The organism is Gordonia abscondita (genome assembly GCF_032711245.1).
Classification (GTDB): Bacteria; Actinomycetota; Actinomycetes; order Mycobacteriales; family Mycobacteriaceae; genus Gordonia.
Genome location: NZ_CP128986.1, coordinates 1,216,845 through 1,229,588, shown reverse-complemented (window position 1 = coordinate 1,229,588; position 12,744 = coordinate 1,216,845). Strand labels below are relative to the sequence as shown.

The 12,744-nt window shown below is 65.7% G+C and carries 12 protein-coding genes; 3 read left to right on the top strand and 9 right to left on the bottom strand.

Translation table 11 applies throughout. The annotated features are described in order from the left end of the window. Positions 1-74: 74 nt before the first annotated feature. Positions 75-596: an LppP/LprE family lipoprotein gene (locus MP11Mi_RS05765; protein ID WP_420041341.1), complete on the top strand. Its 522-nt coding sequence runs from the start codon at positions 75-77 to the stop codon at positions 594-596. 17 nt (positions 597-613) lie between these two features. On the opposite strand, the gene pcaD is transcribed toward MP11Mi_RS05765, so the two are convergent. Next, positions 614-1,390 (bottom strand): 3-oxoadipate enol-lactonase, encoded by a 777-nt coding sequence (gene pcaD, locus MP11Mi_RS05760; RefSeq protein WP_420041340.1) that lies wholly within the window; start codon positions 1,388-1,390, stop codon positions 614-616. A 253-nt stretch (positions 1,391-1,643) separates the two neighbouring features. Between pcaD and MP11Mi_RS05755 the strand changes: the two genes are divergently transcribed. Further along, positions 1,644-2,342 carry an ATP-binding cassette domain-containing protein gene (locus tag MP11Mi_RS05755; RefSeq protein WP_420041339.1) on the top strand — a complete coding sequence of 233 codons (699 nt, stop codon included), beginning with the start codon at positions 1,644-1,646 and terminating at the stop codon, positions 2,340-2,342. After that, entirely contained in the window at positions 2,342-4,351 is a 2,010-nt protein-coding gene (locus tag MP11Mi_RS05750) for a YhgE/Pip domain-containing protein (protein ID WP_420041338.1), read from the top strand. The genes MP11Mi_RS05755 and MP11Mi_RS05750 overlap by 1 nt, the downstream gene beginning before the upstream one ends. Before the next feature lie 44 nt (positions 4,352-4,395). On the opposite strand, the gene rnhA is transcribed toward MP11Mi_RS05750, so the two are convergent. The 8 genes from rnhA to MP11Mi_RS05710 form a co-directional block, all read right to left on the bottom strand. Next, positions 4,396-4,845, bottom strand: coding sequence for a ribonuclease HI (gene rnhA, locus MP11Mi_RS05745; RefSeq protein ID WP_420041337.1), 450 nt, complete (start codon positions 4,843-4,845; stop codon positions 4,396-4,398). A gap of 22 nt (positions 4,846-4,867) precedes the next feature. Beyond that, on the bottom strand, positions 4,868-5,206 hold the full coding sequence (locus tag MP11Mi_RS05740) for a YidH family protein (protein WP_420041336.1): 339 nt from the start codon (positions 5,204-5,206) through the stop codon (positions 4,868-4,870). Next, positions 5,203-5,730, bottom strand: a complete 528-nt coding sequence (locus MP11Mi_RS05735; protein WP_420041335.1) for a DUF1697 domain-containing protein — start codon at positions 5,728-5,730, stop codon at positions 5,203-5,205. The genes MP11Mi_RS05740 and MP11Mi_RS05735 overlap by 4 nt, the downstream gene beginning before the upstream one ends. Before the next feature lie 41 nt (positions 5,731-5,771). Next, on the bottom strand, positions 5,772-7,724 hold the full coding sequence (locus tag MP11Mi_RS05730; RefSeq protein ID WP_420041334.1) for an ABC transporter ATP-binding protein: 1,953 nt from the start codon (positions 7,722-7,724) through the stop codon (positions 5,772-5,774). Continuing rightward, the gene (locus tag MP11Mi_RS05725; RefSeq protein WP_420041333.1) at positions 7,721-9,454 is read right to left on the bottom strand and encodes an ABC transporter ATP-binding protein; all 1,734 of its coding nucleotides are present in this window, start codon (positions 9,452-9,454) and stop codon (positions 7,721-7,723) included. The genes MP11Mi_RS05730 and MP11Mi_RS05725 overlap by 4 nt, the downstream gene beginning before the upstream one ends. 53 nt (positions 9,455-9,507) lie before the next feature. Continuing rightward, a complete protein-coding gene (locus tag MP11Mi_RS05720; protein WP_420041332.1) occupies positions 9,508-10,299 on the bottom strand; it encodes a family 1 encapsulin nanocompartment shell protein in 792 nt (263 codons plus the stop codon). Further along, on the bottom strand, positions 10,296-11,363 hold the full coding sequence (locus MP11Mi_RS05715) for a Dyp-type peroxidase (RefSeq protein WP_420041331.1): 1,068 nt from the start codon (positions 11,361-11,363) through the stop codon (positions 10,296-10,298). The genes MP11Mi_RS05720 and MP11Mi_RS05715 overlap by 4 nt, the downstream gene beginning before the upstream one ends. 101 nt (positions 11,364-11,464) lie before the next feature. Further along, entirely contained in the window at positions 11,465-12,430 is a 966-nt protein-coding gene (locus tag MP11Mi_RS05710; protein WP_420041330.1) for an alpha/beta hydrolase, read from the bottom strand. Positions 12,431-12,744: the final 314 nt, after the last annotated feature.

Sequence of the window (12,744 nt, the reverse complement as noted above, 5' to 3'; positions counted from 1 at the left end):
TGCGATATCAGATCTGCGACATGAGGTCTGCGACGTCGCACCGAATCGGTCGGGGAGAGGAGAGGAGAAAGAACATGCGTCATCACATCAAGACGGCCGCGGCCGCTCTCATTTTGGCTGCGGCCACGCTAGGGGCCGCAGCGGGCACCGGCCAAGTCGCCGCAGCACCGTCGGACAGAACGCGCGCAGTCGCGTGCCCGGGCATCCCGACTGGCCGCGTCAACGCCGCTGTCCGCAGCCTCGCGCCCCCGTTCCCCGGCCGCGACATCTCGTGGGTGGTGACCGGACAGGGCTCGGCTATCGGGTGTTGGTCCAAATGGGTTCAGGTCTACCCTCGCGGGGCGACCGGCAGTTCGCCGACACACATCCTGTTCTTCGATCAGGATCGGTTCATCTCGACGGCGACACGCAAGCCGACCGCGTTCACTCACGTTGTCCGAAGCGAGTGGCCCGGCGAAGTGGCGATCTCGTACCGGTGGCTGATCGGCGACGACGCGACCGCGAATCCGCGCGGTCACGCGACCGTGCGCTTCCAGTCGGTGCCGTTCGTCGCGCCGTTCCCGTTGAGTCCGATCCCGCGGCAGGTGCTCACGTAGCGGGGTCGGCCACCTGGTCAGTGTTGCGCAACATGCTCGATGATGGCCGCGTTCACCGCGGACCGCTGCTCGTACGACGCGAGATGCGCGGCGTGGTCGAGGATCTGTAGACGGGAGTCGGGGATCTGATCGGCGAGGAACCGCTGGTGCTCAGGCGGAGTCGCGGAGTCTGCCGCACCGCCGATCACAAGCGCGGGGGCACTGATCGAACCGAGGCGGTCGCGGCTGTCGAACGCCGCGATCGCCTCGCAGCTCGCCGCGTAGCCTTCGTCAGACGTGGCGGACACCATGGCCCGCATCCGATCGATGATCGCCGGATTGCGTTGCGCGAACGTCGAGGTAAACCACCGTTCGACGACGCGGTCGGCGAGCGACGCCGTCCCATCGACGCGCACGGTCTGCGCTCGGTCGACCCACGGTTCCGGGGCGCCGAAACGCGCCGCCGTGCACAAGAGTGTCAGGGTGCGGACCGTGTCGGGATATGCGAGGGCGAGTTGTTGCGCCGTCGCACCGCCGAGGCAGCTGCCCACGATGTGGGCCGCTGTGACGTCGAGGGCGGCGAGAACGGCGGCGACGTCGTCGGCGATGTCCGCGACGGTGTAGGTCCGGACCGGCGCCGGTGACCGGCCGTGCCCTGGCAAGTCGACAGCGATGAGGTCGTGGACGTCAGAAAGCCCAGCGATCTGCGGCCGCCACATGGATCGGTCGGAACCGAGGGAGCCGAGGAATACGATCGGCGCGGCGTCGGCCCGCCTGCCGTGCCGTTCGTACGCGAGGCCGACGGTGGCGGTCATTCCTGGCTCCTGTTCGAACAGCGGACGAGACTATCTGTCTGCGAACCAACCTACGCGGGCCGGTGACATGCGCCTCAACCCGTGGTGGCAGCGACGGCCGTTGTCGGCGAAGGGGTCTCGTCGATCGTGCCGCCCGAATCGGCTCGCGGAGTTCGCGGTGACACCCGACACGTCGCAAGCGTGACCGTTCGTCCGGGCACCGCCTCGGCGCGCGTGCTCGTGCCCGACTGCTCCCCCGGATTAAGGTCGGTCCATGACTAGCCTGCCGTTGACCGCAGCCGTCGTCGCCCGAGGACTCGCCAAGCGCGGACCGTCGGGCCCGGTGTACGGCCCCGTCGATCTCGACGTCCCGGCGGGCGGGCTCACCGTTCTGCACGGACCGTCGGGTTCGGGCCGAACCTGTCTGTTGTTGACGGTGGCCGGCCGAATGAAACCGAAGTCCGGACAGCTCTCGGTGTTCGGTGCGACGACCCCGAAGGCGATCTTCAAGATCGCGGCGATCGGAGCCGTCGACGATCTCGACGCCGTCTACGACGCGGCACGGGTGACCGACTTGGTGACCGAGAAGCTGCGGTGGGACTCCCCATGGTTCCGATTCGTCCGCAGGCGCGCGCAGTCCGTCGAAGAGGTGTGTCGTCCCGTGTTCGGGCCGCTGCCGGTGCCTTCCCCGCGTGCTTATGTCGAAGACCTCCACGAACTCGACGTCGCACTGCTGCGGATCGCGCTCGCGAATACGCGTCGCCCACCGCTGCTCGTGGTCGGTGGCGTCGACCAACTGAGCAGTGTCGCCGACCAACGGGCGCTGCTGCAACGCCTGGTGGACCTCGGCCGGCAGCAGACCGTCATCACGGCCACCGGCAACCCGGTCGACGACGATCTGGGGCATCGACAGGTGATCGACATGCCGAATCTGACGCAGAACAATCTCGTCCACGACGAAGGGACCAACTGATGCTGGCGGGACTGTCACTGGGCACCGAGTTCAAGCGCTATGGCAAAGGTGCGATGCCGAGGATCGCGCTCGCCACCATCGTCCTGCTGCCGCTCCTGTACGGCGCGATGTACCTGTGGGTGTTCTGGAACCCGTTCGATGAGGTCAACAAGGTGTCGGTGGCCATCGTCAACGAGGACGCGGGCGCGGTGTCGCAGGGCAAGCAACTCGATGCGGGGCGACAGGTGCAGGAGCAGCTTCTGGCCTCTGACGAACTCGATCTGACGGCGACCGATGAGGCCGACGCCGCAGACGGACTCGCGCACGGCCGCTATTACTTCACAATCACCATCCCGAAAGACTTCAGCAGCGCGATCGCATCGGCGATCAGCGACGATCCACACAAGGCGACGATCGAATTCCAGTACAACGATGCCAACAGTTATCTGGCTGGGATCATCGGACAGAATGCTTCGGCGCAGGTTCTCGAAGCCGTCAACGGTGCGATCGGCGAACAGGCCGTCGACCAGATCCTCGTCGGACTCGTCTCGGCAGGTAAGGGGCTCACGACGGCGGCCGACGGCGCGAAGCAGCTCGCGGCGGGTATGGGTACCGCGAACAGCGGCGCCCAGCAGCTGTCGGACGGCGCAGACGAGCTGGCGGTCAACATGGTGACCGCTCGCGATGGCTCCGCGCAGCTCGCCGACGGTGCGCGACAGCTCGCGTCCGGCGTCGATCAGGCGACAGCACCACTCACCGCCGCCCTCAAAGACGTCGCGAAGTCGGGCCTCAAACCGACACAGTACGCGGACGACGTCGCCAGCCTGACCAAGGAGGCGTCGACCCTCCTCGACGGGATCGGCGCGGTCGGTGCCGGACAGTCGCAAGCCGAACACGCGTTGAGTGGGGTCATCGCGCAGCTGCGAAACAGCAACGATCCGGGGGCGCGGTCGTTGGCGGCGTCGCTGCGACCGGTGCAGAAGTTCTTGCGGACCGAGGGCGTCGACCCGGACACGGCGCAACGCGTGACAACGCTGTCGCAGCAGTCGAAATCGTTGTCGGCGCAACTCGGCGACCGGAACTCGGGTCTACGTAGTCTTCTCGGACAGTTGGAGAGCGGTGAACTGCCTGGCAAGGTCGGCGAGCTGGTCGGCGGCGCCAACCAACTTTCGGCGGGCGCAGGCCAACTCAATTCGGGGCTCGTGCAGCTCACCGACGGGAGCCAGCGGTTGTCCGATGGCGCCACGCAACTCGCCGACGGCACCCCGAAACTGCTGGACGGGGCTAACCAGCTGTCGACTGGCCTGGCGGACGGTGTGAAACAGATCCCGGACTTCGGTGACTCGCAGCGGCGGGCGAAGACTGCCTCGAACCTGTCGCAGCCGGTCGAGCTGAGCTCGGTGACACACAACGAGGCTCCGACGTTCGGTGCGGGATTCGCGCCGTTCTTCGTCCCGCTGGCGCTGTTCATCGGCACGCTGATCATCTGGATGCTGATCAAACCGGTACAGGTCCGACCCGTTCTGGACGGGCTCGGGGGACTGCGAGCCGTACTGTGGTCGTACTGGCCGGCGGTCCTCATCGCATTCGCACAGGTCGTCGTGATGTTCCTCGTGGCTCACTTCGCTGTCGGCCTCGACCCGGTCCATCCCCTCGGGACGGCCGCCTTCATGCTTCTGATATCCGGAGCGTTCTTAGCGTTGATCCAAATGTTCACCGCGGTGTTCGGGGTGGCCGTCGGCCGCGTCGTGTCGCTGGCGTTCCTGATGGTGCAAATCGTCGCGTCCGGCGGCATCTATCCGGTGGAGACGACGGCGAAACTCGCCCAAGTCGTGCATCCCTACGATCCGATGAGTTATGCCGTGACAGGTATGCGCCAGCTGATCTCCGGCGGCGTCGATCACCGACTGTGGATATCGGTGATCGTTCTCGCGGGCGTTATGCTGGTCAGTATCGGCGTCAGTTCGTGGGCGGCCCGTCGGAGTCGACAGCTCACGATGGATCAACTCTATCCACCCGTTGAAGTGTGACGTCTGAGGCGGGCCGCCTGGCCGACGTCACAACCGGCTCCGGATCAGCCCTTCAATGATCGTGCGGCGCTCGTCGCCAGGGTGTCAGCGATCTCGTTGTACTTGTCGCCGGCGTGGCCCTTCACCCACCGCCATTCCACGGTGTGCGCCTTCTCGGCTTCGATCAACTCTTGCCAGAGGTCAGTGTTCTTAACCGGCTGCTTGCTCGAATTCTTCCAACCGTTGCGGACCCAGCCGGCGACCCACTTGGTGATGCCGTTCCGAACGTAGCTGGAGTCGGTGTACAGGATTACTGTCGACGGCCGGGTGAGTGCGTTGAGTGCTTTGATCGCGGCCATCAACTCCATGCGGTTGTTGGTGGTGTCCGGCTCGGATCCGGACAGTTCCTTCTCGACGTCGCCGTATCGCAGGATCGCGCCCCAGCCGCCGGGGCCCGGGTTGCCCAGGCATGCGCCGTCGGTCGAGATCTCAACGGTTTTGGACGAGTCAGTCATGGGGATTGAGATTACCGGGACGTCAGCGAATGACCGCGAACGCCACCGCGAGCACGATGAGACCGCCGATCAGCACCCAGATCGCGACCGGCCCGGGCATCCGTCCGCCGTGTTCGAGCACGTGCGTTGTTCGGTACCAGCGCCACCCGCCGACGGCGGCCGACGCAACGCCCAACGCGATCAGCCCGATGCCGAGCGTGGCCTGCATGGCGGGCGAACTGAACTCGCCGATGAGGTGGAGGACCGCGACACCGGCGGCGATCAGCCCGAGGGCCGTGCGCAGCCAGGCGAGCATCGTGCGTTCGGCCGCGAGTGTGAAGCGAGCGTCGACGGCTCCGGGCGGGGTCGGCTGGCCGCTCACGCGCGTGCTCGTTCGACGAGGGCGGCGCTCGTCCGCAGGTTGCGGCCGGTCCCGGTGACGCCGAGTGCGCGTTCGATCGCCTTCGCGTTCAGCTGGGTCTTGCCCGCACCGTTCGGATAGTCGATGTGCAGGTCGCGCCCGACGACGGCGAGACGTTCGCCGTTCGCGAAGTCACGGGCGCAGAACTCGGCCGCCGCATCGGCTTCCGGAGTCCCGGTCAGGAAGTAGAGGTGGCCGTGCTGCGTTTCGCCGAACGCAAACGCGGCTATGGCGGCGTCGACCTCGTCGGGGCTCCGGCTGATCACCTCCCGAAAATAGCCGAACTCGTCCGAGATCGCTTGCTCGAGAGCGCGATCGAATGCATCGGCGTGGCCCGGCGGGGTGCACAGCAGATTCCCGGACGCGATATATGTGGAGACATCCGTCGCGCCGATTCGCGTCGCGATGTCGCGCAGTTCAGCCATCGGGAGTTTCGCTCCGCCGACGTTGACGGCGCGGATCAGGACGATGCGCGATGCGGGCACGTCATCCTCCTCAGCCTCTTCGACAGGTGTGCAGTGAAAGACTAGTGCCGCACGCGTTCGGCCGCCGTCGCCTGTTCGTCGTCTAGGGGCTCGGACGGGCCGGCGAACTGCGCGTTGTACAACCGGAAGTAGGCGCCCTTAGCCGTCAACAGTTCCGCGTGATCGCCCTGCTCGACGATGTGTCCGTCCTCCATGACGACGATGGTGTCGGCGTCGCGGATCGTCGACAACCGGTGGGCGATGACGAAGCTGGTCCGGTCGGCGCGCAAGTTGGCCATCGCCTTGCCGATGAGCAGTTCGGTGCGCGTGTCGACCGAACTCGTCGCCTCGTCGAGGATGAGGATGGTCGGTTTGGCGAGGAACGCCCTGGCGATGGTGATGAGCTGTCGTTCGCCTGCGCTGACGCCGCCGCCCTCGTCGTCGAGAACCGTGTCGTAGCCGTCGGGGAGGGTGTGGACGAAGTGGTCGACGTGGCTGATCCGGGCCGCTTCGATCACCTCTTCGCGGGAAGCTGACGGGTCGCCGTATGCGATGTTGTCGTAGATGGTCCCGCCGAACAGCCACGAGTCCTGCAACACCATGCCGGTCCGCTCTCGCAAGTCGTCGCGGGTCATTGCCGACGCGTCGACGCCGTCCACCCAGATGGTGCCCGCGTCGAGTTCGTAGAACCGCATGATGAGGTTCACCAGGGTCGTCTTGCCCGCACCGGTGGGCCCCACGATGGCGATGGTGTCGCCCGACTCTGCTGTCAACGACAGGTTCTCGATTAACGGACGGTCGTCGACGTACCGGAACGAAACGTCGTCGAAGACGATCCGACCCGCATCCGACGTCGGCGTCTGCGCATCGGCGCGGTCGGGATCCTCTTCCTCCTCGTCGAGGACGGCGAAGATTCGTTCGGCCGACGCGACACCGCTCTGCATCAGATTGAACATCGACCCGATCTGCGTGAGCGGCTGAGTGAACTGACGCGAATACTGGATGAACGCCTGCACTTCGCCGAGGCTCAACTGGCCGGACGCGACTCGGAGACCGCCGACGACGGCCACCGCCACATAGTTGAGGTTCCCGAGGAACATGATGGTCGGCATGATGATTCCGGAGATGAACTGGGCGCGCCACGACGATTCGTAGAGCTTCTCGTTGCGGTCGTCGAACGCCGCTTCGACGGCCTGCCCCTGCCCGAATGCCTTGACCAGTTCGTGCCCGGTGAATGCCTCCTCGATCTGCGCGTTCAACGCGCCGGTCGACGACCACTGGCCGACGAAGTGCGGCTTGGACCGTTTCGCGATCAAGGCGGTGGCGACGGCGGCGATCGGAACCGTAGCGATCGCGATCAATGACAGGAGCGGCGAGATCGACAACATCATGACCAGGATCGCGATCACCATCAGTACAGAGTTCAGGAACTGGCTGATGGTCTGCTGCAACGACTGCGACAGGTTGTCGAGGTCGTTGGTCACCCGACTCAGGAGGTCGCCACGGGCGGACGCGTCGTAATACTTGAGCGGTAGCCGGTGAACCTTCTCCTCGATGCGGGCCCGCAGCCCGGTGATGGTGCCGATGACCACCTTGTTGAGGAGGAACGCGCCCAGCCAGCCGAGGAGGGCCGACGCGACGTACAGCCCGAGAACCAGAGCGAGGATGCGGCCGACGGCGTCGAAATCGATGCCCTGACCGGGGACGACGTCCATCGCCGACACCATGTCGGCGAACGTGCCGTGCCCCGATTCTCGCAAGCCGTCGACGGCCTCCGCCTTACTGAGATCAGGTGAGAGCTGTGACCCGATCACGCCGTCGAACAACTCGTTGGTGGCGTCGCCGAGGACCCGCGGCGTGTATGCGTTGAGCGCGACGGAACCGACGATCGCGAGCAGGATGACGGTCATCGCCGCACGGTAGGCGCCGAGTTGGCGGATGAGTCGCTTCAGCGACGGACCGAACGAATGTGGCTTCTCCATCGCGGGTGCGCCGGGGGCGCCGGGCCTGCTCACTGTGCCGCTCCGATCGCGAGTTGGGACTCGGCTATCTCGGCGTACGTCGCGCACGATTCCAGGAGCTCGTCGTGGGTGCCGAGACCGACGACGGCGCCCTGTTCGAGGACGATGATCTGGTCCGCGGAGGTGATGGTCGAAATGCGTTGGGCGACGACGATCACCGTTGCGTCGCGCGTCGCGGGAGTGAGCGCCGCGCGCAGTCTGGCGTCGGTCTGCAGGTCGAGAGCGGAGAACGAATCATCGAAGACGTAGACCGACGGACGGCGGACCAGTGCTCGGGCGATCGCGAGTCGTTGACGCTGGCCGCCGGACACGGTGGTACCGCCTTGGGCGATAGCGGTGTCGAGACCGTCGGGCATTGCCCGCACGAAGTCGGCGGCCTGCGCGATCTCCAACGCCGACCACAGTTCGTCGTCGGTCGCGTCGGGCTTCCCGTGGCGGAGGTTGCTGGCGACGGTTCCCGAGAACAGGTAAGGCCGCTGCGGCACCAGGCCGATACTGTGCCGCAATACATCGGGATCCTGGTCACGGACGTCGACGCCGCCGATCCGCAGTGTGCCGCCGGTCGCGTCGATGAGCCGAGGGATCAGGTTGACGAGGGTGGTCTTCCCGGCGCCGGTGGAGCCGACGACGGCCGTCGTCGTACCGGGCTTCGTGGCGAACGTGATGTTTTCCAGGACCGGGTCATCGGCGCCGGGGTAACCGAACTCGACGGCGTCGAACTCGACGACGGCTGGGTCGCCGGTCATCGCGATCGGCTTGTCGGGGGTGTGGACCGACGACTCGGTGTCGAGGACCTCGCAGATGCGTTCGGCACAGACGCCTGCTCGCGGCGCCATGATCGCCAAGAACGACGCCATCATCACCGACATCATGATCTGCATGACGTAGCTGATCATCGCGGTGAGCGAACCGATCTCGACGGTTCCGTCGCCGACCGCGTGGCCACCGAACCAGAGGACGGCGATCAACGTCAGGTTGGTGATCAGCATGACGGCCGGGAACATCAACGCCATCATCCGTCCGACGCGCAGCGAGGAGTCGGCGAGGAGATCGTTCGCTACCCCGAATCGCTGGATCTCGTGGCGTTCCCGCACGAACGCGCGGACCACGCGGATGCCGGTGATCTGTTCACGCATCACCCGGTTGACGCCGTCGATCCGTTCCTGCATGGAGCGGAACGCGGGGATCATCCGCCCGATGATCAAGCCCATCGTCAGCCCGAGGACGGGGACGGCGACGGCGAGCAGCCACGAGATGGGCAGCGCCTCGTACATGCCCATCACGATGCCGCCGATACCCATGATCGGGGCGGTCACCAGGATCGAGATCGACATGACAGCCAGCAATTGCACCTGCTGTACGTCGTTCGTGGTGCGGGTGATCAACGACGGTGCACCGAATTGGCCGACTTCACGCGCCGAGAAGCCGTTGACGCGGTGCACCAAGGCATGCCGCATGTCGCGTCCAGCGCCGAGCGAGGCTTGTGCGCCCGCGTACATGGCGATCACCGAACAGACGATCTGGACGAGGGAGACGAGCAGCATCACGCCGCCGGTACTCACTATGTAGCCGGTGTCGCCGGTCGCGACACCGCGATTGATGATGTCGGCGTTGAGGGTCGGCAGGTACAGCATCGCCGCCGTCGCGACCAGTTGGAGCGCGACGACGGCGATGATCAGACGTCGGTACTTCGTGAGGTACGTGCGGAGCAGGCGGATGAGCACTCCGTCGACTCTATACGGCTGTCCGCCGATCGGACGAAGGTTTTTCGTCGCGCTCAGCGCAGCGCGACGGCGGCTTCCGGCGTGTAGGTCAGGTAGGTGAACGATTCGGTGAAGTACAGGTTGACGACGTCCGCGTCGTGCGAGTCGTAGCCGATCGACACGTCCTGACCGATGGTCAGTTCGAAGTCGCCGCCGCGAGTGGACACCAGGTAGGCGCCGTCGATCGCGGGGGCCCAGACGATCTCCCCGTCGGTGAGGATGCGGCGCAGGTGCTCGCGCACCGGGTAGCCGTGGTTCGACGTCTCGTTGACCTGTGCGTACAGTTCGGCCGACAAGGCCAGCGAATACGGGCCATCGACCGACGCCAGACGCAGTTTGTTCATGGCCTGGCTGATCGCGTCCGGGGACGCGCGGACATCGTCGGGCAGCGCGATGTTGGCCGCACCGGAGCCGAGCCCGGTGATCTGGGCGGCGGCGTATCCGCCGAAGATCGCGCGGTCCTCCGCGAGCGCGAGCTCACGGGCGGCGTTGACGACGGGGTCCCAGTCAGAGTCGGCTGCGCCGCGCTCGACGTCGTCGATCGCCTCCCGCGTCACCGTGAATGGGACCTTCAGCTCGACCAGTGGCTGCGCATTCCGCAGGAACGCCGAGATGCCGTCGGCGGGTGCGTCGATCTTCGTGCGGTGGCCGATGGTCACCGAATCGGTGTCGAGGCCGAGCGGGCCTTTGACGTCCACCAGTCGTCGACCGGCGACATTGCGCTTGAACGAACGGCTCGCCTCCTCTTCGATCTCGGCCCATGCGGCGCTGGAGATCGGAGCTAGGTCGCGGTGCAGGTTGCTCATCGGATGTTCCCTTCTACGTTCTTCGGTCGTGTGGTGGCTGCGCGGAGTGATCCGATGCCGAGCGATCCGTCGGACGGGTCGGGTTCGGCGGTCGGTTGTTGGTCTTCGACTGCGAGCTGTTCCTCTTCGGCAACGGGCGCGGGCGGCGGGTCTTCGAGGAACTCCATGGTCGGTGCGAAGTACTGGTTGCCGGTGACGGCGGTCGTGAAGTCGAGGAGCCGGTCGTAGTTGCCTTCCGGATCGCCGATGAACATGTTGCGCAGCATCTGTTCGGTGACATCGGGGGTTCTCGAATAGGCGATGAAGAGGGTGCCGCTCTCGCCGTCGCCCCCGACGTCGCCGTACGGCATGTTGTCGCGCACGATGTCGAGTTCGTTACCCTCCTCGTCTTCCACCACATTCAACGCGATGTGCGAATTGGACGGTTTCACATCGTCGTCGAACTCGACGTTCTCCAGTTTGGTACGGCCGATCGCCGCTTCTTGGGCGGGGACGCTGAGTGCGGTCCACGCGGCGAAGTCTGTGACGTACCGCTGGACTGCGACGTACGTGCCGCCTGCGAAGTCGGGGTCCTCGTCGCCGACGACGATCGCATCGACCGCGTCGTCGCCCGTCGGGTTCTCGGTCCCGTCGACGAAGCCGATCAGGTCGCGCAAATCGAAATACCGAAAGCCGTGCACCTCGTCGACCACGTTGACGGCGTCGCCTGCCGATGCCGCCCACAGGCGGCCGACCTCGAACGCGAGATCCATGCGGTCGGATTTGATGTGCAACAGGAGGTCGCCGGATGTGGCAGGCGCAGCGTGCACTTCGCCGGTCAACGCGATGAACGGATGCAACGACGCGGGCTTCGGTCCGCTGTACAGACGGTCCCAAGCGTCCGAGCCGACCGCGATGATCGCCGACAGCGTGGCTTCGGGTGCTCGCGACGATACGGCCGTCACCAGGTCTGCCAGCCCGCTGATGCTCTCGCGCACCGCGTCTACCGCATCGTCGGCGATCGTCATGACTAGAAACATCGCCGATGGAGTCTTACGAGTCAGAATGTGCTGTCCGGTTCCCACGCTCTTAGAGTAGCGATAAGACACGACATCGGCCGGTGACTCCTTGCGGAGTCACCGGCCGAGGCGGGTTCATGCTGGTCGAGCAGTATCGAGCGCTTCGCTCAGAAGAACGCCGGGCGGAACGTCGTGTTCCACGACTGCTTGAAGCGAGCTTCCCAGTAGTCCCACCAGTGTGCGCCGTCCGGCGTGATGTCGGTGGTCAGCTTGACGCCTGGAACGGTCGCGAGGCGAGCGATGTACAACTGTGAGCTGGTCGACGCAGCGACTTCGAGCGGCACCATCTGGGCGAACTTCGTCGGGTTGAACCGCGGGCTGCCCGGGGTGAGCGACGAGTCGTACTTGGATCCGACACCGGTACCGGACGAGACGTAGACGCGCTTGCCTGCCAGGTTGCCTGCGGTCAGGAACGGATCGTTGGCTGCCCACTCGCCCGCTGGCCAGACGCCCCACATGTTGGTCGGGTTGCCGCCCATCTCCATGACGGAGGCCTGGATACCCTGACCGAAGCCGGGCATGGTGACGGTCGGGTAGCCGCTGTACGAGGCGACGGCCTTGTAGAAGCTCGGGTGACGCGATGCCAGATTCAGGGCCGCGGTGCCGGACATCGACAGGCCCGCGATGCCGTTGCGGCGGTTGTCGCTGTTGTGCTTGCTCTTCATGTAGGCGGGCAGTTCCTTGGTCAGGAACGTCTCCCACTTGTTGAGGCCGAGCTTCGGGTCGCGACGCTCCCAGTTGGTGTAGAAGCTGCCTGCGCCGCCGAACGGGATGGCCACGTTCGTGCCCTTGTTCGCCATGTAGTTGTCGACGTTGGTCTCGATGAGCCAGCCGCTGTTGTGGGCCGGGGCGCGGAGACCGTCCAGGAGGTACAGGGTCGGCTTGGAGCCACCGCCCTTGCCTTCGATGATCTTCACCGGCACGCTGCGATGCATTGCGTGCGAGTAGACGTTCTCGACGGTGCCAGCCGCGGAGGCCTGCGGTGCGGGTGCGACGGCGACGAGCGTCCCGGCGGCGGCAGCGGCGGCCGCCAGAACACCGGCGGTCAAGCGCTTGCGGGCGCTGGAGAGCATGCGTTAGTCCTTCTGTTGATGGCCACGCACGCGCGGCCGCGAGTACAAATTGTCGGGCCTGACGACCCTGACCCCCGTTCGGTGAGTGAGCGTAATCGAACTGTGACCGTCTGTCCAAAGGGGAGGCCGGGTTGAACCGGGTTGTGACGTCCTAGATCACGGGCACTTTCCGGCACATCTCGTGAATCGCACGTATGCCGCGAGCCTGCGTGACCGGCGTACCACAGTTGGGCGGCAGCGGTATTCGTCGCCCGCGGAGAGGGCGGGTGCCCCGCGTGGCGGTAGAGTCGCCGATGTGATGTGCGCGATAGCAG